The 22,851-nt window shown below is 70.4% G+C and carries 17 protein-coding genes and 3 pseudogenes; 15 read left to right on the forward strand and 5 right to left on the reverse strand.

The annotated features are described in order from the left end of the window. Window position 1 precedes the first annotated feature (1 nt). From AMETH_RS15425 to AMETH_RS42580, 5 genes are all read left to right on the forward strand, one after another. On the forward strand, window positions 2-781 hold the full coding sequence (locus AMETH_RS15425; RefSeq protein ID WP_017988171.1) for an enoyl-CoA hydratase/isomerase family protein: 780 nt from the start codon (window positions 2-4) through the stop codon (window positions 779-781). 8 nt (window positions 782-789) lie between these two features. Then, entirely contained in the window at window positions 790-1,695 is a 906-nt protein-coding gene (locus AMETH_RS15430) for an FAD binding domain-containing protein (RefSeq protein ID WP_017988172.1), read from the forward strand. After that, window positions 1,692-2,912, forward strand: a complete 1,221-nt coding sequence (locus AMETH_RS15435; RefSeq protein WP_156131665.1) for a xanthine dehydrogenase family Fe-S subunit — start codon at window positions 1,692-1,694, stop codon at window positions 2,910-2,912. The genes AMETH_RS15430 and AMETH_RS15435 overlap by 4 nt, the downstream gene beginning before the upstream one ends. A gap of 36 nt (window positions 2,913-2,948) precedes the next feature. Further along, a complete protein-coding gene (locus AMETH_RS15440; protein ID WP_017988174.1) occupies window positions 2,949-4,283 on the forward strand; it encodes an MFS transporter in 1,335 nt (444 codons plus the stop codon). A gap of 570 nt (window positions 4,284-4,853) precedes the next feature. Further along, window positions 4,854-5,348, forward strand: a complete 495-nt coding sequence (locus AMETH_RS42580) for an ROK family protein (protein ID WP_157628500.1) — start codon at window positions 4,854-4,856, stop codon at window positions 5,346-5,348. A gap of 121 nt (window positions 5,349-5,469) precedes the next feature. Here AMETH_RS42580 and AMETH_RS15450 read toward each other — a convergent pair whose 3' ends face one another. Further along, window positions 5,470-6,945 (reverse strand): aldehyde dehydrogenase (NADP(+)), encoded by a 1,476-nt coding sequence (locus tag AMETH_RS15450; RefSeq protein ID WP_017988176.1) that lies wholly within the window; start codon window positions 6,943-6,945, stop codon window positions 5,470-5,472. A 228-nt stretch (window positions 6,946-7,173) separates the two neighbouring features. Here AMETH_RS15450 and AMETH_RS15455 point away from each other — a divergent pair, with 228 nt between their 5' ends. The 9 genes from AMETH_RS15455 (at window position 7,174) to AMETH_RS15495 (ending at window position 17,154) form a co-directional block, all read left to right on the forward strand. Continuing rightward, window positions 7,174-8,316: a CaiB/BaiF CoA transferase family protein gene (locus AMETH_RS15455; RefSeq protein ID WP_223843158.1), complete on the forward strand. Its 1,143-nt coding sequence runs from the start codon at window positions 7,174-7,176 to the stop codon at window positions 8,314-8,316. A 37-nt stretch (window positions 8,317-8,353) separates the two neighbouring features. Further along, the gene (locus tag AMETH_RS15460; protein WP_017988178.1) at window positions 8,354-9,484 is read left to right on the forward strand and encodes an acyl-CoA dehydrogenase family protein; all 1,131 of its coding nucleotides are present in this window, start codon (window positions 8,354-8,356) and stop codon (window positions 9,482-9,484) included. After that, window positions 9,481-10,665, forward strand: a complete 1,185-nt coding sequence (locus AMETH_RS15465; protein WP_017988179.1) for a CaiB/BaiF CoA transferase family protein — start codon at window positions 9,481-9,483, stop codon at window positions 10,663-10,665. Before AMETH_RS15460 ends, AMETH_RS15465 begins: the two co-directional genes overlap by 4 nt. 34 nt (window positions 10,666-10,699) lie before the next feature. Next, the gene (locus tag AMETH_RS15470) at window positions 10,700-11,815 is read left to right on the forward strand and encodes a zinc-binding dehydrogenase (protein ID WP_017988180.1); all 1,116 of its coding nucleotides are present in this window, start codon (window positions 10,700-10,702) and stop codon (window positions 11,813-11,815) included. A gap of 29 nt (window positions 11,816-11,844) precedes the next feature. Next, window positions 11,845-12,927 carry a glycoside hydrolase family 88 protein gene (locus tag AMETH_RS15475; protein WP_017988181.1) on the forward strand — a complete coding sequence of 361 codons (1,083 nt, stop codon included), beginning with the start codon at window positions 11,845-11,847 and terminating at the stop codon, window positions 12,925-12,927. 45 nt (window positions 12,928-12,972) lie between these two features. Further along, complete coding sequence (locus AMETH_RS15480; protein WP_017988182.1) at window positions 12,973-14,130, forward strand: GAF domain-containing sensor histidine kinase; 1,158 nt, start codon at window positions 12,973-12,975, stop codon at window positions 14,128-14,130. After that, window positions 14,123-14,758: a response regulator transcription factor gene (locus tag AMETH_RS15485; protein WP_017988183.1), complete on the forward strand. Its 636-nt coding sequence runs from the start codon at window positions 14,123-14,125 to the stop codon at window positions 14,756-14,758. Before AMETH_RS15480 ends, AMETH_RS15485 begins: the two co-directional genes overlap by 8 nt. A gap of 66 nt (window positions 14,759-14,824) precedes the next feature. Continuing rightward, window positions 14,825-15,754 (forward strand): AMP-binding protein, encoded by a 930-nt coding sequence (locus AMETH_RS15490; protein WP_017988184.1) that lies wholly within the window; start codon window positions 14,825-14,827, stop codon window positions 15,752-15,754. 77 nt (window positions 15,755-15,831) lie between these two features. After that, window positions 15,832-17,154, forward strand: coding sequence for an MFS transporter (locus tag AMETH_RS15495; RefSeq protein ID WP_017988185.1), 1,323 nt, complete (start codon window positions 15,832-15,834; stop codon window positions 17,152-17,154). Window positions 17,155-17,274: 120 nt separating this feature from the next. Here AMETH_RS15495 and AMETH_RS41490 read toward each other — a convergent pair. Beyond that, a pseudogene (locus AMETH_RS41490) lies at window positions 17,275-17,346 on the reverse strand (peptidase C56); the annotation flags it as partial. 194 nt (window positions 17,347-17,540) lie between these two features. Then, window positions 17,541-18,660 (reverse strand): annotated as a pseudogene (locus tag AMETH_RS15500) (glutathione-independent formaldehyde dehydrogenase). Between the two features lie 130 nt (window positions 18,661-18,790). Here AMETH_RS15500 and AMETH_RS39190 point away from each other — a divergent pair. Beyond that, entirely contained in the window at window positions 18,791-19,795 is a 1,005-nt protein-coding gene (locus AMETH_RS39190; protein ID WP_209436873.1) for a hypothetical protein, read from the forward strand. A 128-nt stretch (window positions 19,796-19,923) separates the two neighbouring features. On the opposite strand, the pseudogene AMETH_RS36800 reads toward AMETH_RS39190, so the two are convergent. Then, window positions 19,924-20,262, reverse strand: a pseudogene (locus AMETH_RS36800) (hypothetical protein); the annotation flags it as partial. Continuing rightward, window positions 20,181-22,169: an APC family permease gene (locus AMETH_RS15515; protein ID WP_017988187.1), complete on the reverse strand. Its 1,989-nt coding sequence runs from the start codon at window positions 22,167-22,169 to the stop codon at window positions 20,181-20,183. The pseudogene AMETH_RS36800 and the gene AMETH_RS15515, both read right to left, overlap by 82 nt. Window positions 22,170-22,851: the final 682 nt, after the last annotated feature.

The following is a 22,851-nucleotide window of genomic DNA, read 5'->3' on the forward strand; positions in this document are numbered from 1 at the left end:
CATGGCACTCACCGGAGGCGAGATCAGGTTCGACCGCGGTCACGACGGCCGGGTCGCGTACCTGACCCTCGATCACGGCAAGTACAACATCATCACCTGGGAGACCCGTCAGGTGATGGCCGACCGGTTCGCCGAGATCGACGCCGACGACGACATCAAGGTCGTGGTGATCCAGGCCACGGGGGAGCACTTCTCCTCCGGCGGCGACATCGCCGGGTTCATGGAGGTCGACCCGATCGACTTCACCGACCTGGGGCACAACGTCACCGCACCGGCGCGCAGCCCGAAACCGGTGATCACCGCGGTCGACGGCTACTGCTTCGGCGTCGGGCTCGAACTCGCGCTGTCCACCGACATCCGGGTGGCGACCAAGCGAGCCGAGTTCGCGCTGCCGGAAATGCGGCTGGGCATGATTCCCGGCTCCGGCGGCACGCAGCGCCTCGCCCGGCTGATCGGCCTTTCCCGGGCGAAGTACCACGTGATGACCGCGTCCCGGATCAACGCGCAGCAGGCCGGGGACTGGGGCCTGGTGGCGAACGTGGTCGAGGACCGCGCCGCGCTGGACGCGGAGGTGGAGCGAATCGTGGGTGTGCTGCTCGGGTTCTCCCCGCTGGCCGCCCGCACCGCCAAGGAGGTGCTCGACAAGGGCGTGGACGCGCCGCTGTACTCCGGCATCGAGCTGGAGCGCAAGGCGTACGCGATGCTGCGCTCCAGTAACGACTTCGCCGAGGGTGTCGCCGCGTTCACCGGGAAGCGGGCGCCGAAGTTCCAGGGCCGGTGAGCTGAGCCATGAAGGCCGCACCATTCGCCTACGTCCGGCCGTCGAGTCTGTCCGACGCGATCGCCGAACTCGCGAGCACGGGCGGCGGCGGCAAGGTCATCGCGGGTGGGCAGTCGCTGGTGCCTGTTCTGGCGATGCGGCTCGCCCGCCCCGAAACCCTGGTGGACATCAACGCTGTCGCGGAGCTCGACCGGTTCGGCACCGCGGACGGTTACCTGGAGATCGGCGCCACGGTACGCCAGCGCCGGGTCGAGCGGGACCCGGTGAGCGCCACGGTTCCCTTGCTGGGCATGGCGCTGCCGTGGGTCGGTCACCGGGAACTGCGCAGCCGCGGCACCGTGTGCGGGAGCCTCGCGCACGCCGACCCGGCCGCCGAGCTGCCTGCCGTGGCGTGCTGCCTGAACGCCGAGCTGACCGTGACCGGAACCGGCGGCGCCCGCCGGGTGCCTGCCAGGGAGTTCTTCTCCGGCGCGATGACGACCGCGCTCGGGCCCGAGGACATCCTGACCGCGGTGCGCTTCCCCGTCGCCGGGAAGGGTGAGGGTTTCGGGTTCGCCGAGATCGCGCGCAGGCACGGCGACTTCGCACTCGCCGGGGTCGTCGCCCGGGTTCGCGTGCGCGGCACGGAGACCGACGCGCAACTGACCGGATTCGGCGTGTCCGACCGGCCGGTCACCCGCTCGGCCGCCGGTGAGCTCGCCGCGGCACTGCGCGAAAGCGGGGGTGAGGTGAGCCGCCTGCCGGGCGCACTGTCCGATCCGCTCACCGCACTCGCGGAGGAGCTGGTCGACACCGATGGCGACGCCCACGCCTCACGCGACTACCGCCGCCGCCTGTTCCGGACGCTGGCGAGCCGGGAACTGAGCAAGGCATACGAGCGCGCTCGCAGGAGCGCCGGTGAGGTGGACTCGTGACCGAAGTGTTGGCAGAAAACGGGAAACCCCGCGCGGTGAAGGCGGCGGCGGACGACCTTGTCGAAGTCAGGATGACGGTGAACGGCACCCCCGCCGTGCTCAGCCTGCCCGCGCGCGTCACGCTCGCCGACGCGCTGCGCGACCACCTCGGGCTCACCGGCACGCACGTGGGTTGCGAACACGGGGTGTGCGGGATGTGCACGGTGCTCGTGGACGGGGAGGCGGCCCGGGCCTGCCTGCTGTTCGCGGTCCAGCTCGACGGGGCCGACATCGTCACCGTGGAGGGCCTCGGCAGGCCGGACGACCTGCACCCGCTGCAGGAGGCCTTCGGCCGCAACCACGCGCTGCAGTGCGGTTTCTGCACACCGGGCTTCCTGATGAGTTCCTACGACCTGCTCAGCAACCAGCCGGAGGTGACCGAGGAGGAACTGCCGGCGGAGCTGTCCGGTGTCATCTGCCGCTGCACCGGGTACCGCAACATCCTCACGGCGGTCAGGGAAACCAAGTCGGCACACCCCGGCGGAATCCCCGCCCCGGGCAACTGCGCGCACCGCGCGCTCGTGGGCCGGGCCACCGGCCAGGCGGGGGTTAGCACCGACGGCCGTGAGGTCACCGAGGAAACCGGGGACACGCGCCGGATCGACATCGTGCTTCCGGACGGCGATCCGACGATCGCGGTCGACGTCGGGACCGAGATCGGCGTGCCAGTGGACGCGGTGTGGCGCGTGTTCGACGACGTGTCCCTGCTCGCCCGCTGCCTGCCCGGTGCGGAGCTCACCGAGGACCTCGGCGAGGACCAGTACGCCGGCCGCGCGCGCGTGTCAGTGGGCCCGATCAAGCTCGCGTTCAAGGGCGTCGCGCACGTCGTCGAGCACGACCGCGCCGGTCAGCGCCTGCGCGTGCTCGCGCAGGGGCAGGACACCGGTGGCGCGCAGACCCAGGCCGACATCGTGCTGCGCACCGAGGCCACCGCCACCGGCACCGTAATGCGGGCCGAGGCCAAGGTGTACCTCACCGGGCGCATCGCGCAGTTCGGCCGTGCGCTGGCCGGTGACGTGAGCCGGCGCATGTTCGAGCAGTTCGCGGACGCCCTGCGCGAAACCGCGACCTCCGGGCAGGCTCCCACCGGGCCGGTCGCAGCGCCGAGCGCGCTGAAGCTCCTGTTCGCCCCGCTGTTCGACCGGATCCGGACAGCCCTGCGCCGCAAGTCCCGCTGATCCGGTTCCCGGTCCCTGTCCCGTGAGGGGAAAACTGTGACACCCGATATCGCACCACGGTCAAAGTCGCCTCGTGCCGCGGTATTCGCTTCCGTCGCCGGCTGGTCCTTCGACCTGTTCGACCTGTTCCTGCTGCTCTACGTGGCCGGACCGATCAGCAAGAACATCTTCCCGAGCACCAGCCCCACCCTGGGGATCGCCGCGGTGTTCGGTTCGTTCGCGGTCACCGTCGTGATGCGCCCGGCGGGCGCGGCGATCTTCGGCGAGCTGGCCGACCGCAAGGGGCGCAAGGCGACCATGGTCCTCGTGATGGGCGGCGTCGGCCTCACCACGGCCGCGATGGGCCTGGTGCCGCCCCACGCCACGGTCGGGGTGCTCGCCCCGATCCTGTTCCTGGCACTGCGGATCGCGCAGGGACTGTTCGTCGGCGGGGTCACCGCGACCACGCACACGCTCGGCACGGAGAGCATCGGTCCCCGCTGGCGTGGGCTGATGAGCGGGCTGATCGGGGCCGGGGGAGCGGGCCTCGGCGCCGCGCTGGCCAGCCTGGCCTACATCGTGGTCACGGCGCTCTTCTCCGGCCCGGCGTTCGACCAGTGGGGCTGGCGGGTGTTGTTCTTCTGCGGGCTGCTCAGCGCGCTGCTGAGCCTGTTCGTGCTGCGCAAGGTCGACGAATCCCCGCAGTTCCAGGGCGAGCGGCAGGCGCCGGTGCCGTTCCGGGAGCTGCTCCGGGGCCGCGGCAAGAAGATCCTCGCGCTGAACATCGCGGTGGCCGCCGGCGGTGGCGCGCAGTACTACCTGACCTCCGGGTACCTGCCCACGCTGCTCAGCGAAGTGGTCGGGGTCCCGGCCGCCCAGCGCGGAATCGTCCTGCTGGTCAGCAGCGTCGTGGTGGTCGGGGCGGCGATCGGCGCGGGCGAGCTGAGCGAACGTCTCGGCCGCCGCCGGACCATGCTCGGGTTCGGTCTGTGCAACCTCGTCGCGCTGCCGGTGCTCACCTGGGGCATCGCCGCCGCGGGAGGCGGTCGCGGCGCGGTCGTCGCGCTGCTGTGCGTGGTCATGGTGATGCTGTCCAACGCCGCGTACTCGCCGCTGATGATCTTCCTCAACGAGCGGTACCCGACCGGACTGCGGGCCAGGGGCACGGCGGTGAGCTGGAACCTGGGCTTCATGCTCGGCGGGCTGATGCCGACCCTGGTGAGCCTCTTCAGCCCGGAGCTGGCTGACGTCCCCTCGCGGCTCGCGATGTTCCTGGTGGGCGCGACCGTGGTGTTCGTCCTCGCAGTCCTCGCGAGCCCGGAAACCCGGGGCGCGCTCGACCGCGAGCGCGAAGCGCGGCCAACCGCCGCCGACGACGTGACGCCCGCCTGAGGGCCGGCCGCCGAGGCTCGTTGGGCGGCCGTCGAGCCACCAGGGAAAGAACTCGTTGTTTGGACATGGGGGAGTCGACTCCGGTGATCCCGACCGGATGTGCGGGATCACCGCCCGGGAGGCCTTGAACACTCCGGCCAGGTTAACGGCCGCGGCCGGAACCGGCGGTGCCGGCGCCGCCCGCCGGGTACCCCGATGGGGGAACGGGAACTGTCCTCATGGCATCGCGTCGATGCCGGTGCGATCCACAGGAGCCTCCCGGTGCGGCAACCGCCGCACCGGGAGGAGGAATCCGGTGCTTCAGGCCGCCGCCCAAGGCGGTTCGGGTAGGGCCCGGCCTCCCCGGGCACGGATATCAGCAACCCGCGCTAGGGCGGGTGGGAGCCGCCGTGCCCGCTGCCCTGAACGAGCGGTCGAACACCGAACCCGAGCCCAGGCACTGCACGTATTCGGCCTGGTGCCCGGTGAGGGCGAGCGCCGGCTGATCGCGTGGGCCGCGTTGTTCTGCCCGACAAAGGAGAACTCGCGGGTGTACACAGTGGTCTCCATCATCATGTACGTCGGCGCGGAGTGTCGTCGCCCGTAGCGCTGCCGGCCGCGCTCGCCGAGCAGTCCCGCGCCCCGCTGGAGGAGAACGGGCTCACGCGGGAGGACCTGACTGTTTCGGTCGGCCTGCCAGGGCCGGCCGGCTCGCACCTGGGCATGGCCGTGCGGCCACCGCTGATGCCCGGCTGGGACGGTTTCGGCGTGTGCCGGTTCCTGGCCGAACGGCGGGGATGCGACGTGATCGCCGACAACGACGTGAACCTGAAGGCGCTGGGGGAGGCCGGCACACCTGCCGCTGCTCGTCCACATCGGACCCGGTGTCGGCGACGGGCTCGTCGGCGAGAACAGCAGGCTCCTGCACGGCGCGGACGGTGCCGCTGCGGAAACCATGGCTGCCTCGACGCCATCGCCTCGACCGGGCCCATCACGCCCCGGCTCGGGCTGAGCGAGAACGACTTCGCGGCGAGGCGAACACCGTCAGCGTGGTCCGCGAGGTGGCCACCGTCGTCGGCCGGGTGATCGCCGACCTGGTGAACTTCCGCAACCCGGTGCGGATCGTCCTCAGCGGACCGGTCGTCCAGTGCACCTGCTGTGGCTCGGACTGTGACCTGCCCGGTCGCCGGCGCCCAGGATGGGAGCGCTACCGCGAGGCGGTCAGCGGTGCGGCGGTGAGCGCACCGTCCACTCGCCGGGGGATGTGAAGTTCATTCGCGTCGCGCAGCGGGGGTGGCAGCAGCGCGTCGGGCACCGACTGGTAGGCGACCGGGCGCAGGAACCGGCGCATCGCGGTGGCGCCGACCGAGGTGTGCACCGAAGTCGTCGCCGGGTACGGGCCGCCGTGGTGCTGCGCCCAGCCGACCGTCACACCCGTCGGCCAGCCGTTCCAGATGACCCGCCCCGCCGTTCGGGTCAAGGCGTGCAGCAGCGCCGGTGCGACCGCGTCACCGCTCCGTTCCCCGTGTACCGTAGCGGTGAGGTTGCCCTCCATCAGGTCCGCCGCGGCAGCCAGTTCCGCGTCGTCGGCGTAGATCACGACCAGCGCGAACGGTCCGAAACACTCGACGAGCAACTGCTTGGAACACCGGGCGAATTCCGCGGCGGTGGTGCTGATCAGAACGGACCGGACGACCGATTCGTCCGCGGCGTCCTGCTCGGGGACGCTCAGCGGGCGGACCGCCGGATGGGCGGCCAGTCGCGCGGCCTCCGCCCGGAACGCGGCGCCGATGTCCTCGTGCAGCAACCTCATCGGAGCCGTGGCCGCTCCGGCGGCGATCAGATCTTCCAGTCCGTACTCGGCCGGCACGAACAACACGCCCGGTTTGGTGCAGAACTGGCCGCCGCCCAGTGACATCGACCGCAGGAAGCCGTCGACGATTTCCGTGCCGCGCGCCCGGGCCGCTTCGCGGGTGACGAACACCGGGTTGAGGCTGCCCAGTTCCCCGTAGAAGGGAATGGGGGAGGGCCGGGCCGCGGCCAGGTCTGCCAGGGCCCGTCCTCCCGCGGTGGAACCGGTGAAGGCGACGGCGGTGATCCGGGCGTCGGTCACCAGCTTGCGCCCGGTCTCCATCCCGTGGACCACGGCGAACGTGCCCTCGGGCGCACCGGCGGCACGCAAGGCGTCGATGACCACCCGTGCGTAGGCGCCGGACAGCCGGGGTTGCGCGGGATGTGCTTTCGCGATCACCGGGCACCCCGCCGCCAGCGCCGACGCGGTGTCGCCCCCGGCCAGCCCGAAGGCGAACGGGAAGTTGCTCGCGCCGAACACCGCGACCGGACCGAGCGGGATCAGCATCCGCCGCAGATCCGGGCCTGCGCCCGCGCGGTCGATGATCGCCTCCAGCCACGAGCCTTCCTCCACGGCATCGGCGAACATCTCGAGCTGCCCGGCGGTCCGTTCGACCTCTCCGGTGAGCCGCGGCACGCCGAGCGAGCTGTCCGCGTCGGCCAGCGGCACCAGCGAGTCCGCCTGCGCGCGCAGAGCGCCGGCGATGGCGCGCAACAGGCCGGCGCGCTCGGTCAAGGGCATCGCCGCGAGCACCGGCGCGGCCGTGAGGGCCGCGGCCAGCACCTCCTCGTACTTCTGGCAGGTGGTGTCCGCGATCGCGGGGGCAGGCATCGTCGCTCCTTCTGTTCGCCGGAATGGCCGGAAGTCCCGGCTGCACGGGAATCCGTGGCTCCTCACGATCACCGCCGGGCCGCGGAAACCGGTACCTCCAGGTGGAGGTACCGGCGTTGCGGCGGCCCGGGCGAGCATCGATCCATCGCGGCGATCCGCGACCTCACCGAGGAGGACGGTTTTGCTTCAATCCGCAGTACTTTCCCGGTCTTCCGCCGGGGGCACCCGGTGACCCGCCGGGCGGCCGGACCGCTCGCCGGAATCCGGGTGCTCGACATGACCAGGCTCGCTCCGGGCCCGTACGGCAGTATGCTGCTGGCCGATCTCGGCGCCGAAGTGATCGCGATCGGTGGCGGCCGCTCCGGCCTGCCGGTTCCGGCGCTGTCCCGGGGCAAGGAATTCATCACGCTCGACCTGAAGACCACGCAGGGCCGCGCTGCCCTGCACCGGCTGGTCGCCGAGTCCGACGTGCTCATGGAGGGCTTCCGGCCCGGGGTGGCCGATCGGCTCGGCGCCGGGTACGCGGAGCTCAGCGCGCTCAACCCGCGCCTGGTCTACTGCAGTGTCACCGGTTACGGCCAGACCGGCCCGCTCTCGCAGCGCGCCGGACACGACATCAACTACCTCGCGATCGGCGGCGCGCTGGGCACCTTCGGCCCGCCTGGCGGTCCACCGGTGCCCCCGCTGAACCTGGTCGCCGACTTCGCCGGCGGCGGTCTGCTCGCGGCGTTCGGCATCGTGGGTGCGCTCTACGAACGGGAGCGTTCCGGCCGCGGGCAGTACCTCGACGCGGCCATGGTCGACGGGGTGCTGTCCATGATGGGCATGAACTTCACCGACTGGGGCAGGGGAGCATTGCCGCGGCGCGGTGAGGGTGTGCTCACCGGGTCGATGCCGGCCTACCGCTGCTACGAGTGCGCCGACGGTCGTTACGTGGCGGTCGGCGCACTGGAGAAGGCGTTCTTCGCGAACCTGTGGCAGGCACTGGACCTGGGCGCCGTGCCCGACCACTTCGACCCGGCCAACTTCGCCGGGATCGAGGCGCGGCTCGGCGATGCCTTCCGGCAGCGAACGATGGCGGAGTGGACGAAGTTCTTCGCCGGGATCGACGCGTGTGTCACACCGGTCCTCGAACCGCACGAGCTGGGTGAGTTCGAGCAGATTGCCGAGCGATACCAGGGATTCGCCCCGGAGTCGGTGCCGGCGGTGCCGGTGTACTCCCGGACCGCGGCGGCGCCCGGCCGGATCGACACCGCCGACGCGACCGAGCGGGTGCTCGCCCGGTTCGGCCTCTCCGCCGAGGAAGCGGGCAAGGCGGCGGGGACCCGCGACGCCAGCGCCGTCACGGGCCTGCGCTGGCCGCCGATGTGAAGCGGTAGTTGGAAAAAGCATTGAGGAGCACGAAGACGTGAACACCGAGTACGAGGACTTCCGGTTCAGCGTGCGCCGGCTGGCGGCGGACAAGATCGCGCCCCACGCCGCGGATGTGGACGACAAGGAGCGTTTCCCAGAGGAGGCCTGGGCCGCACTGCGCGCGGCGGACCTGCCGGGCCTGCCCTACGACGAAAAGCTCGGCGGCTCCGGCGCCGACCTGCTGTCCCAGGTGATCGCCGTCGAGGAGGTGGCGGCGGCCTGTGCCAGCTCCGCGCTGGTGATGCTGGTCAACTGGGCTGGCACGTCCACTGTGGTCAGTCATGGTTCGGACGAGCTGCGTGCCGAGGTCGTGCCGCGGGTCGCCGCCGGTGACGCGGGGGCGGCCTGGTGCATGACCGAACCGACCGTGGGCTCCGATCTGTCCGGCATCAGGACCACCGCGACCCGGGACGGTGACGACTGGGTACTCAACGGACAGAAGCGGTTCATCAGCAACGCCCCGTGGGCCGAGTGGTACGCCGTGCTCGCCCGGACCGGCGAGCAGGACTTCGGTGTCTTCATGGTCCGCAACGACGACGCCGGGATCTCCTTCGGCCCGCACGAGAAGAAGATGGGCATGCGGGGCAGCCCGACCACCGACGTCCTCCTGGAGGACTGCCGGATCCCCGGCGGCCGTGTCGTCGCCGATCCGGTGCAGGGCTACCGCTACATCAATGGCGAGCTCAACACCAGTCGCGCCCTGATCGCCGCGCAGGCGCTCGGGATCGCCCAGGGCGCCTTCGACGCCGCCGTCGCCTACACCTGCGATCGCCGGCAGTTCGGGCAGTCACTGTCGCGGTTCCAGTTGCTCCGGGGAATGGTCGCCGACATGGCGGTGAAGATCGAGTCCGCCCGTGCGCTGCTCTACGACGCGGTCGCGCTGATCTCCGCGGGCGACCCGCGGGCGCGATCCCGGGTCTCGATGGCGAAGCTGCTCTGCAGCGACAACGCGATGTCGGTGGCCACGGACGCCCTGCAACTGCACGGCGGCTACGGATTCACCCGTGACTACCCGGTGGAACGCATGATGCGTGACGTGAAGATCACCCAGATCTACGAGGGTACCAACCAGATCCAGCGGCTGGTCATCGCGAAGGACGTCTACGCCCGGCAGGCTCGGTCATGACCCGCGCACTCGAGGGAATCCGCGTCCTCGACCTCGGCGAGATCATGCAGGGCCCGCTCGCGGCGCAGGTGCTCGGCGACTTCGGCGCCGATGTGGTCAAGGTCGAGCGCGGGATCGGCGGCGACATGATGCGGTCACTGGACCGCGTGGCGGGGGAGACGGGCGAACCGTGCTCCTACTACGTCGCGGTGAACCGGAACAAGCGCAGCGTCTCGCTCAACCTCAAGACCCGCGAGGGCATGGAGGCGTTGCACCGGTTGCTGGCGGAGGCCGACGTGCTGGTGCACAGCTACCGGCCGGCAGCGGTGCGGCGGCTCGGCCTGGCCTACGAAGACCTGGCCGAGCGCTACCCGAAGCTGGTCTACGCTTCGGCCTCCGGCTTCGGGGAAAGCGGGCCTTACGCGCACAAGGCGGGACAGGACATGCTCGCCCAGTCGCTGAGCGGCATGGCCCGCACCGTGGGCGACCCGAACCTGAAGGCGCACATCCTGCCGGTTCCCGTGGTCGACTACGCGTCGGGAATGGCGCTGGCACAGGGAATTCTCGCGGCCCTCCTGGAACGGGAGCGATCCGGCCGGGGGCAGCGGGTGAGCGTCAACCTGCTCGACACGGCGCTGGCGCTGCAGACACTCGAAAGCGCGTCACTGCTGATGTACCGGCGTGAGACGAACTGGGTCACCGACTGGTACAGCGGGATCTTCGAAACCACCGACGGCATGGTCACCGTGCTCGGGTTGTTCCGGGACAACGCACTGCACCTGGTGTGCAAGGCGCTCGGGGTGGAGGACCTGAGCCGCCGCCCCGAGTTCGCCACGGCGGAGCTGCAGGCCCGCAACAAGGACAAGGCCAACGAGGTCCTGCGGGGTACTGTCCGCGCCCTCACCACGGACGAGGCGATCGCTCGATTCGACGCCGTCGATCTGCTCTCCGCGCCGCTGCTGACCCTCGAGGAGGCACTGGCGCACCCCCAGGTGCTCGAGAACGGCACGATCACCCAGGTCGAGGTCGGCGGGGGGCGGACGACCCGCATTCTCGGCAACCCGGTCAAGCTCTCCCGGACCCCGGCCACGACCAGGCGGGGCGTCGCCGGCGTGGGCGAGCACACCGAACCGGTGTTGCGGGAGTCCGGCTTCACCGACGACGACCTCGCGCGACTGCGCGCGAGCGGGGGCATCCGATGAGGACGCTCGACCCCACGCTGCGAGGAGGATCCCGATGAACGAGCGCAACGCCGTGGTGCTGACGGAGTTCGGCGCCGACCTGGAGGTCACCCGGTTCCCCGGGGTGCGTCCCGGACCCGGTGCGGTGGTCGCCGATGTCACCCACGCCGGTGTCTGTGGCACCGACATGCACCTCCAGCAGGGCCGGATGGCGATTCCCCTTCCGGTCGTGCTCGGCCACGAAGCGGTCGGCCGCATCCGGGAACTCGGTGAAGGCGTGTCGGCCGATGCCACCGGTGCACCTCTGCGGGAGGGCGACCTGGTGTCGTGGGCGTCGAACATCCCCTGCGGGACCTGCTTCCACTGCGCGACGGAGGGCGAGCCGTCGCTGTGCGAGACCCGCAAGGTCTACGGCATCAACCAGAGTTGCGCCCAGCCCCCGCATCTGTCCGGCGGCTGGTCCGAGCAGATCTACCTGCAGCCGGGCTCCACCATCGTCAAACTGCCCGAAGGCATCGGGCCGCGGCAGGTGATCGCGCTCGGTTGTGCCGGCCCGACCGTCGTGCACGCGGTGCTGGACATCGGCAAGCCCCGTGCAGGCGATGTCGTGGTGGTCCAGGGCAGTGGGCCGGTCGGCATGGCGGCGGCCATGTTCGCCGCCGTCGCCGGTGCGAGCAAGGTGATCATTGTCGGCGGGCCGGCCAACCGGCTCGAAGTCGCACGGGAGATCGGCGTCGGCGACGTGCACCTCGACATCTTCACCGAGACCGACCAGGAGGCCCGCGTGGCGAAGGTCCTTGCCGAAACCCCGGACGGGCGCGGCGCGGACCTCGTGATCGAGGCGACCGGGGTGCCTGCCGCGGTCGCCGAGGGTATGGACATGACCCGGCGCGGCGGCAAATACCTGGTGGTCGGCCAGTACACCGACCACGGGCCGACGATGATCAACCCGCACCACATCACCCGCAAGCAGTTGCGGGTGCTCGGCAGCTGGGCGTTCTCGCCGCGGAACCACCTGGACTACGTGCTGGCCCTGCCCAGTCTCGCCGCGCGCTTCGACCTGGACCGGCTGGTCACCGCCTATCCGCTGGAGCGGGCCAACGAGGCGCTGGCGGACATGCGTGCCGGCAGGACTCTCAAGCCGGTGCTGGTGAGCGGAGACCGGTCGTGAGCGGGCGGTGGGACGAAGCGTCGCGGAGGATGCGTCTGCGGATCGACGAGACCGCGGCCGAGGTGGCGACGGGCTTCCCGAACTACGCCGACACGGACACCGGCCTCTGGACCCGCAGTGCGGACGGGTTCTGGACCGGCGGCTTCTGGGGCGGCCTCCTCGCGCTGTCGGCCGCCGACTCCGGTGCCCGGCGCTACGCGCGGGCTGCCGACGACGTGGCGGAGCGGCTCACGGTCCGGGCGAGCTCGGACACCGCGTTCCGTGGGTTCCTGTTCTTCTACGGCGCCGGAGTCGCACATCTGACCGGGAAGAGCGACACCACACGTGCCGCGGCACTCGCCGGTGCACAGGGGCTCGCGGCGAGCTTCAACCACGACGCGGGACTGATCCCGCTCGGCAGCCAGGCCGAGGAATCCGACGCGGTCGGCGCCGGCGCCGCCAACATCGACGCCGTGCCCGGCACCGTGGCACTGCTCGCGTGGGCCGCACGGGAGACGGACCGGCCGGAGCTGGCGGACATGGCACGCGCGCACGCGCAGCGCCATGTCGAGTACTGCGTGCGCGAGGACGGTTCCGTGTGCCAGTCCGCCGCCTTCGACGAGTGGGACGGGACCCTGTTGCGGCGCTACACCCACAAGGGACGCTCTGACGACAGCACGTGGGCCCGCGCCCAGGCCTGGGCGATGCTCGGTTTCGCCCAGGCCACCCGCTGGGTGGATCCCGAGTTCGCCGGACCGGCGAAGACGGTCGCGGACTGGTGGATCGAGCAGCTGCCCCCCGACCGCGTCGCGCCGTGGGACTTCAGCGCCGGACCGGACGAGCCGCGGGACACCTCCGCGACCGCCATCGCCGCGGCCGCATTGCTCAAGCTGGCCGCGTTGGTTCCGGGCCGGCCGCGGTACCGGGAGCACGCCGCCGCGATGGTGGACACGCTGACCACGTTCGTCACGCCGACCGGAGCGGGGGACCACCGGCGGCCGGGCATGCTCACCGGAGGCTGTTTCGACCCGCGGCGCGGGGTGGCCACCGACGCGGAGCTCGTGTGGGGTGACTATTTCCTGCTGGAGAGCCTGCTGGCGCTGCGGGGCGTGCTCGATCCGGCGGACCTGTAGATCACCCGGGTTACCATGGCCGTACCTCGACGAAGAGAGAACGTGATGACGCGTGCGCCGGAGACCCCCGCGGAAGCGCTGCTGGAGCAGCTCGCCTCGCGGCATTCGGAGCTGCTCGTCCTGTCGGACAGTTCGCTCGCGATGAAGACGGTGGCCCGCCGGATCCGGGAGCTGGGCGAGTTCGACATGTCCCTGGTGGGCCGGCTCGAGTCGGGGCGCCGGCTGGTGCACCGGAGCTGGCAGGGCACCACGAGCACGGCGTTGCACCGGCTTGTCGTGCCCGAGGGCGTCGGCCTGGGCGGCAAGAGCATCGCCCAGCGGCGGCCGGTGTGGGTCCGCGACTACTGCACGTCGGACGCGATCACGCACGACTTCGACGAGCTGGTCGCGCGGGAGGGGCTCGGTGCGATGCTGGCCGTCCCCATGATCTACGACGGGGAAGTGCTCGGCGCCGTGTACGTCGGCATCCGCGCCGAGGCCTCCTTCGGCGACCAGGTCATCGCGCGGCTGGAGGAGGCGGCGGCCGTCGCGTCGGTGACGTTGGTCAGCTCGGAGCGGGCGAAGCTGCAGACCGGGGTGGCGCTGGACGCCGAGCGGCGGCGGATGGCAGCCGACCTGCACGATTCGGTCAGCCCGGTCCTCTTCCGCATCGGCGCCGAGCTCCGCAGCCTGCGGTCGATGGACGACCTCGACCGGATCCGGGACCGGCTCGACGAGGTGCAGCGGCAGGTGGCCTCGGTGAGCGCGCTGCTGCGCAACTCCCTGGCCCACCTCAACGAACAACCCCCGGAGCGCCGGCTGGCGGTGGTCATCCAGGAGGACTGCGAGGCCTTCGAGGAGCGGACCGGTCTGCCGGCCTCCTTCGTGGCGCTCGCGGACATCCCCGAGCTGGGGCCGGGCCGGACGGAGGCGCTGACCAGCGTCGTGCGCGAAGCGCTGGTCAACGTCGAGAAGCACGCCCAGGCGTCCACCGTGGTCGTGAGCCTCGTGGTGGCGGGCGGGCGGCTCACCGTCGCGGTCGCCGACGACGGGAACGGCTGGGCCAGCGGCGACCTGGACAAGGCAGGCCACCTCGGCCTGCCGCTGTCCCTGCGCCGGATGGAACGGGTGGGCGGCGGCATGTCGATCATCGGCAACGAGGACGGTGGCACGACCGTGCGGGCCTGGGTGCCCTGCGTGGCCGAGGGCGCCGACGATGTCTGACCACGCCGGCGTCCGGGTGCTCGTGGTGGACGACCATCCGGTGATCCGCGGCGGGGTCGAGCTGCTCGCCGCCGAAGACCCGGCGATCACCGTGGTGGGCGGCGCGAGCACGGGGCACGAGGCGATCAAGGTCGCGCAGGAGGTGGCCACCGACGTCATCCTGCTGGACCTGCGCCTTCCGGACATACCGGCACCCGAACTCGTCACCCAGCTGCGGCGGGTCGCACCGCGCGTGAAGATCCTGCTGTTCACGGCCTTCGCCGATCACGGCGCGATCGACGTGCTGATCGAGGCGGGTGCGGACGGCTGCCTGGTCAAGGACATCACCGGCGGTGACTTCGCCACCGCGGTGCGCCGGGTGGCCCGCGGTGTCCGGGTCGTCGATCCCCGGCTGACCGGCCGGCACGCGTCCGCGACCCCGGAACTGCTGTTCCGGGTCGGTCTCACCAGGCGTGAGTACGAGGTGCTGCGGCTCGCCGCGATGGGGCACAGCAATCCGGAGATCGCCGACCGGCTCGCGCTCGCCCGCAACACCGTGAAGACGTACCTGCAGACCGCGATGCAGAAACTGAATGCGCGGAACAGGGTCGAGGCCATCGCCAAGGCCCACGAACTCCGGCTGCTCTAGTAAATTCCCTTTCCCGGCGATTTCCGTGATTCTCGCGCTGCCCTGAAATCGGTGAGGTGTTTCGTCATGAGTGCGTTCCTGGATTACTGGGGAAAACACGCCGCCCGGCCGGCGTTGATCTGGGTGGACCGATGCGGTCGCCATCGGCTGCTCCCGTATTCGCATTTCGCCGACCGTGCCGCGCGGTTCGCCGGCCTCCTGAACGGCCTCGGGCTGGCGACGGGGGAGTCGGTCGCGGTGCTGCTGCGGCCGGTGCCCGAATGGTGGGAGGTCGCCGCCGGGGCGATGCGGGCCGGGGTCCCGTTCGCGCCGATGCCCGGCGGGGCGCCGGACGGCGACCGGTTGCGAGCCGCCGGAGCGGCCGTCGTGGTGGTCGACGATGCGCACCTCGAACCCGCGCTGGCCCTGCGGCGGGCGGGTGTGGTGCGGTACGTGGTCTGCGTCGGGGGCCTGCCGCACGCCGAGGCGATGAACTACCGGGCCATGATGTTCCTGGCCGGGACCGAACCCGCACCGGCGCCACCGGACAGCCCGGTTCTGCTGGCCGAGGACGAGAGGTACAGCCACGCCGACCTTCGGCGACTGGCGGACGAACTCGGCCTGGCGTGGCTGGATCGGCACCGCGACGACCTGCACCTGAGTCTCACCCCGCGGCACACCGCCGCCGGCGTCTTGCTCGGCATGATCGAGCCGTGGTCGGCGGGGGCGGCGATCCTGGTCGATGAAACCGATGGTGACCCCACCCGGATCCGCGGCCTGCTGGAACGATTCCCGGTGACCACCTTCTCCGCGCCCGGTTCGTCCTATGTGGACCTCGATCGAACCGGTCTGCGTGGTCTGCGGAACTCGTCGTTGCGCCGCGTGCTCGCCACCGGTGCGCAACCGGACGCCGACGCCGCCCGTGCCTGGTTCCGGGAGAAGGGTCTGTGGATACACCCCGGTCCCGCGCCCGTCGAGGCGCCGACTACTTGCGCGACTTTTCCCGGCGCTTTCTGACCTCTCCAGGTGGAGGTACCACGGGGTGCCCGCCACGAAGAAGCTTTCGGAAAACTTCCCGACGAAAAGGAACACCGATGTCCCTGATCTCGCGCAGCGGAAAAGCAGGATTCGCCAGCGCCGTCGGCACGACCGTGGAATGGTACGATTTCTTCATCTACGGCACCGCGGCCGGACTCGTCTTCAACACCCAGTTCTTCCCGCAGTTCGACGCCGTGATCGGCACGTTGTTGTCGTTCGCGACGTTTTCCGCCGCCTTCGTCGCGCGGCCGATCGGCGGTGTCCTGTTCGGGCACTTCGGCGACCGGATCGGCCGCAAGTCCATGCTGGTGCTGACCCTGAGCATCATGGGGACCACGACCTTCGCCGTGGGTGTGCTGCCCAGCTACGGGACCATCGGGGTGGCCGCCCCGATCATCCTCGTCACGCTGCGGTTCATCCAGGGCCTCTCGCTCGGCGGTGAGTACGGTGGTGCGGTGCTGATGACGGTCGAGCACGCGCCGGCCCACCGCCGCGGCTACTACGGCAGCTGGGTGCAGATGGGCGTGCCGGCGGGCCTCATGCTCGGCAACGCGGTCTTCCTCGCCTTCGGCGCGATGTCGCCCGAGAGCTTCCTGTCCTGGGGCTGGCGAGTGCCGTTCCTGATCGGCGGCGTGTTCGTGCTCGTCGGACTCGTCGTGCGGCTGAAGATCGGTGAAAGCCCCAGCTTCGACCGCCTGAAGGACAAGGAGAACGTGGTCAAGCTGCCGATCGCCCTCGTGCTGCGACACTACCCGAAACAGGTCCTGCTGACCGGCGGTGCCTACCTCTCGATCGGCGTCACGTTCTACCTGACCACGGTGTTCGGCCTGAGCTACGGCGCCCAGCAGATCGGCTTCAGCCGGAACTCGATGCTGTGGATCGTGCTGGCGGCGATGGCGCTCACCTTCGTCACCCTGCCGCTCTTCGGCGCGCTCTCCGACCGTTTCGGCCGCAAGCCGGTCTTCGCCGCGGGAACGGTGGCGATGGGGGTGCTGGCGTTTCCCTGGTTCTGGCTGCTCGGCTCCGGCTCGTTCCTGCTCGCCGTGCTCGGTTACCTGTTGATCTGCACTGGTTTCTCCGCCGCGTTCGGCCCACTCGCCGCGTTCTTCGCCGAGGCCTTCGAGACCAGGATCCGGTACTCGGGCATCTCGTTCGGCTACACCCTCGGCACGCTGGCCAGCAGCGCGCTGGCGCCGGTCATCGCCACCTGGCTGCTCGACCGCACGGGAGGCATCACGGCGGTCGCCTGGTACATGGTCGGCACCGCGGTGCTCTCGCTGGTGTGCACGTTCGCCCTGCGTGAGACCAAGGGATCGAACCTGGCCGACCGGCCGGGAGCCGCGTCCCGGAGCGAGTCGCCATTGCTCCCTGCCGAGTGAGGGCGCGGCCGCGCCGTCCAGCCCGCGGACCGCGACGTGACGCGAGCTGGACGGCGCGGACACCTTGCGCGAGTGCACGAAGTCGCGGACGAACCGGACGGCGGCGGGTTCCATCCGCAGCTTGTCCGGGTTCACCGTCCCGCCGGGCAGGAGCGGCGCGTCGTAGTCGCCGGGGTAGACCTCGCGGACCACGCGGTCGACGGGGAAGGTGCCGGCATCCTCGAGGTCGTGGTCGCGTGCCTGGATCTCCCCAGTTGCCGAGGGAAACCACGTCGGTTCGCGCGCCGGTGTCCTCCAGCGCCCGCCGCGGCTGCTCCAGTTCGGCCCGCTCCACCGCGTCGGCCGCGAGGATGGCCACCCGGCGCCCGTCCAGAGTTCCGGCCAGTTCAGGCACCCGCCATCGCCGGGTGCAGGACGACCTTTGTCCAGCCGTCGTCGCGGTTGTCGGAAGCTCGTGACCCACGATGAACGACGGCTCGGCCTTGCGCCCGGCGATCAGGTCGCGCAATTGCCGGTTGTACTTCTTGACCGGCGCTTGGCCGCTGCCGATGTGCTGGCCTTGAACCAGCACAGGCCGTAGTCGAAGGCGAGCTGGCCCTGCTTGGCCAATTCGTCGCCGGCGCCGGGATCCTGCGGCACGAAGACACCGACGTTGCCGATCCTCCCGGTGAAGCGGACCGAGCCGACCAGCCGGTTCATGGTCAGGTTCGCCTGCTCCTGACCGTCCGGCTCGTGCGCCTGGTAACCGACGCATTCGCAGCCGTTGTCCGCTCCCAGACCCGTGGTCTCCTCGAGGACGGCCTGCACCGGGTCGACCTTCGAGTCGTCGATGGCGATCGCGCCGATGGATTCGGCCAACCGGAGCCGGTCGGGGTGCCGGTCGACGATCATCACCTTGCTCGCCCCGCGCAGGGTCGCCGACAGGGCAGCCATCAACCCGACCGGGCCGGCGCCGTAGATGACGGTCTCGTCGCCGGGCTGCACGCCGGCCATTTCGGTCGCGTGATAGCCGGTCGGGAAGATGTCGGCGAGCATCACGTGGTCGCTCTGGCGCTCCTCCGCATCCTCGCCGAGCCGCAGGCAGTTGAAGTCACCCCACGGCACGCGCAGCAGCTCGGCGTGTCCTCCGGCCCACGGCCCCATGTCCGCGAAGCCGTACGCGGCGCCGGCCAACTTCGGCTCAGGCTGGGCGGTCAGGCAGTAGTTCGTGAGCTGACGCTCGCAGTTCTTGCAGTGTCCACAGGAGATGTTGAACGGCAGGACGACATAGTCCCCCACCTGCACCTTGTCGACCCCGTCGCCGACTTCGACCACCTGCCCCAGGTTCTCGTGCCCGAACCAGCGGCCGGGCTCGAAGTCGGTCCGGCCCTCGTACATGTGGAGATCGGAGCCACAAATGTTCGTCGACGTGATACGAACCAGGACGTCGGTGGGCCGTTCGATCCTCGCGTCCGGCACGTCCTTGACGCTCACCTGCCGCGGCCCTTCGTACACCACTGCCTTCATCTGCCTGCTCCCTCGTGCCGGATTCCAGCCGCCCGCGGCCGGGCGGCAGTTTCCATACACGGAGCGGACGCCCGGGGCGGTATCGGCAGACATGCCCATACCGGCCTGAGGTCCCTCCACATGCTCCGGGGTGCCGTTCGAACGCAGCGCGCTCACCTTCACCGGGCCGGTTGGGTGTCGTCGTAGCGGGTACCGCAAGGCCAAATCCAGTCGCGACGGCCTCAGCGGGTCAACAGCATCCGATCGCCGGCGCTCGGTACGCCCCTGCTCGCGCGCCGCTGAAGGGAGCTGTCATGCCGGACGATCCGATCGTTGCCAAATGATCGAAATCGCCGCCACCGGCGTCCCCTTGTCCGAGCCGGCTCAGACCCTGTTGGAGACGCCGCAGCGGCGGTTGCCCGCCGAAGTGAGCTGGCTGGCCCTGTCCACCCCGGGGACGAACGCCTACGCGACGGTCGGAAGCACCGGGCTGCAGCGATCCGTCCTCGACCGCCTCGATCGTCCGTCGGTTTCGCGCGAGATCCGGTTGGCCGAACTCGACCGGAACCGGCCACCGGTCAGCCTGGCCGAGCTCCCCGTCCCGGCCGATGAGCTGCCCACCTGGACGGAGTGCCTCATCCCGGCCGGCTTCCGCGACGGCCTGGGCGTGCCGCTCTTCGAGCCTGGCGGCCCGTACCTGGGGCTGCTCGCCCTGCTCTTCTCCGGCCGGAATGCGCCATCCGATGATCTTCGCGACCGCGTCGGGCAGCTCGCGCCACTGGTCGCCCGGTGCGTGTCGCCCATGCGCTCGCTGCTCGGTACCGCGCGCCTGGTACAGAGCGTCACATCGGGTGCCGTCCTGTACCGCGACGGCGCCACCCACCCGCTGCCGGGACTCGAGGACCACTCGCTCCTGGCGGACGCGTGGGAGCACCACGCGCGTTCAATGCTGACCCTGCGCCCCGACAACCCGATCACGCAGACCGGGGTACTCAGCGAGTTCTCCCGGCGCGGTGTCTCGTCCCGTCTCGGGAAGAATCGCGCGGACGTGAAACACCAGATGCTGGACCCGATCATCGTCGCCGGTCCCTGGGGCTTGGTGGGCGGCCTCGTCGCCGTGACTGTCCGGAAGCTGCTGCGGCGCGCCGGCAACTGAGGAACAGCCGGCTCGTTGGATTGACCATGTATGGTGCGACTCGCCGCAGTTCTTTGAGATTTGTCGGGCCGGTGCTCGACTCCGTGCGTGAGCCGGTGCGCCTGGGCGACGGTGAGGGTGGCGTCGACGCCGACTGTCAGTTCGGCGTGTGGCGAGGGACCGATCCAGCGGATGCGCACCTGCCCGGCGCGCTGCTCCCCGTCGACGGCGGCTGCGGCGTGCTCGACCAGTTCGACCGTGGTGCGATCGACGGGCCGATGATGGCGCCGGCCAGCGGGAACCCGAGCCCGACCCCGGCCGCGCCGAGCAAGGCGAGCGAGGTGAACCCCGCGGTGCGGCCGTGCAGCCCGTCGGCGACCAGCGCGGCCGACCCGAGATCTTGCGGTCAGAGGATGCCGCGGCGGACGTCGCCGGGGAGGCGGTTGGCGCGTTCGAGGTCGCGGCGGGCGCTGGAGCGCAGTTGCCAGGGGACGCTGACGACCATCACGCCCGGTTCGAAGAGCAGGTGTCCCTTGAGTCGTAGCGCGCTTTGGTTGTGCAGGAGGTTTTCCCACCAGTGCCCGACGACGTATTCGGGGATGTAGACGCAGATGACGTCGCGGGGGCTGACCCGGCGCATGTTCTTGATGTAGGCCACCACGGGCCGGGTGATCTCGCGGTAGGGGGATTCGAGGACTTTCAGCGGCACCTTGACGTCGTAGATCTCCCAGGTCCGTTCGAGTTCGCGGGTTTCGGCCTCGTCGACGTTGATGGTGATCGCGGTCAGCGTGTCCGGGTTCGCGGCCCTGGCGAAGGCGAGGGCACGCTGGGTCGGTTTGTGCAGGGTGGAGATCAGCACCAGGGCGTGCACCCGGCTGGGAAGGAGGGCGCCGGTTTCGTCGGGGGCGAGTTCTTCGCGAACCCGGCGGTAGTGGCCCTGGATGACGCGCATCATCACGAACAGCGCCGGGATGGCTATGACCACGAGGTAGGCGCCGTGGGAGAACTTGGTGATCAGCACGACCGCCAGCACCACGCCGGTGAAGCAGGCGCCGAATGCGTTGATGATCCGGGCGCGGTGGAGGCGCCGTCGTTCTGCGCCCGTGCCGGCTGCGCGGAGTTCGCGGTTCCAATGCCGCACCATGCCGGTCTGGCAGAGGGTGAACGAGGTGAACACGCCGATGATGTAGAGCTGGATCAGCCTGGTGGTGGACCCGTCGAAGCTATAGATCAGTACCGCGGCGATCAGGGCGAGCAGGATGATCCCGTTGGAGAAGGTCAACCGGTCACCTCGTGTGTGCAGCTGTCGCGGCAGGTAGCGGTCCCGGGCCAGGATCGAGCAGAGCAGCGGGAAGCCGTTGAACGCGGTGTTGGCCGCGAGGATCAGGATCAGCGCGGCGCTGGCCTGGAGATAGTAGAACCCGACGCTGTTGTCGCCGCCGAACACGGCCGCGGCGACCTGCGCGATGACCGTGCGCTGGTCGCCGTTCGCGCAGTCGCCGGGGTAGCCGATGAGGTCGCAGGCGTTTTCGGCGATCTTGACCTGGGAGACCAGGGCCAGGAGGGTGATCCCGCCGAACATTGTGAGCGACAGGAGGCCCATGGCGGTCATGGTGCGGGCGGCGTTGAGGCCCTTCGGCTTGCGGAAGGCCGGAACCCCGTTGGAGATCGCCTCCGCCCCGGTCAGGGCGGTGCAGCCGGAGGAGAACGCCCGCAGCACCAGGAATACCAGGGCCAGCCCGGACAGCCCGACGTGCTCGGCACGGATGCCGTAGTGCGCGCTCTCGGCCACCGGACGGTGACCGACAGCGGTCTCGACCAGTCCGACCACGATCATCAGCAGCACACCGGCCACGAACGCGTAGGTGGGGACGGCGAAGATGCGTCCCGACTCCCGCACCCCGCGCAGGTTCATCGCCGTCAGCAGCAGGACGCACACGAAGTTGATCAGCATCCGGTGGGGGCCGAGCTCGGGGACTGCCGAGATGATGTTGTCCACCCCCGCGGCGACCGACACGGCGACGGTCAGGACGTAATCGACCAGCAGCGCCCCGGCGACCACCAGGCCCGCGTCGCGGCCGAGGTTGCGCGAGGCGACCTCGTAGGACCCGCCGCCGCTGGGGTATGCCTGCACCACTTGCCGGTAGGACAGCACTACCACGACCAGCAGCGCCACGACCGCGAGCGCGATCCACGACGTCAGGTGCAGGAAAGCCACCCCGCCCAGGGCGAGGATGAGCAGGATCTCCTGGGTGGCATAGGTGACCGACGACAGCGGGTCACTGGCGAAGATCGGCAGTGCGATCCGCTTCGGCAGCAACTCGTGCGCGAGGTGGTCGCTGCGGAACGGGCGGCCGACCACCAGGCGCTTGAGCACGGACGTCGCGGTGGGCACGCCCGAAGAGTAGGCAGACCGTGATCGGCCGGGCGGTCCGCGAGCCGTATAAATGCCGTCAAAATCCGCGTCCGTGCCGTCCGGGACACGTCCGGAAGGACACGCCGCCCGTCGTGGGTGTCAATGCGCCGGCACCGCACCATCGGCGCAGGCGAGCGCATCGCCCACCGCAATGGCACTTGACATGACCCTGTCGTCCTGGGACGCCACAACAGCATCAGCCGAGTTCCGATCACCGCGGATGAGCAGAGTCGTCCACCCCGATCACTCGGGGTACCGACCTGGTCGGCAACGGCAATTGCAGCAGCGCCCGAACGCCGTTTTGCCTTACGGTGCAACACGGATGGTGGTGGCTGAAACCCATCCCCACACGCGCTCTACCAGCGGAAACGTTTTGAGCTACCGTAGGGGAAGGGGCGTCATCGCTGGGCGGATGGCATCCTGCGTGAACCCCTGGACAGCACCGGTTATCACTCTGCATCTCGTGGTATGCGGAAGGAGGGCCGGAACCGGCCGCGGGCGGCGGGCAGTTCCGCGGCGCTGAGGAAGAGCGGAACGTCCCACTGCCGCGCCAGGGTGCCAGCCGTTGCGGAGTGTCCGGGCAGGATGTGGGTGAGCGGGATCCCCGCGGCGGGTTGAGCCCGGGAGTCCGCTGCGCCTGCCGGTGCGTCCGCAACGGGGC

This window comes from Amycolatopsis methanolica 239, assembly GCF_000739085.1.
Lineage (GTDB): Bacteria > Actinomycetota > Actinomycetes > Mycobacteriales > Pseudonocardiaceae > Amycolatopsis_E > Amycolatopsis_E methanolica.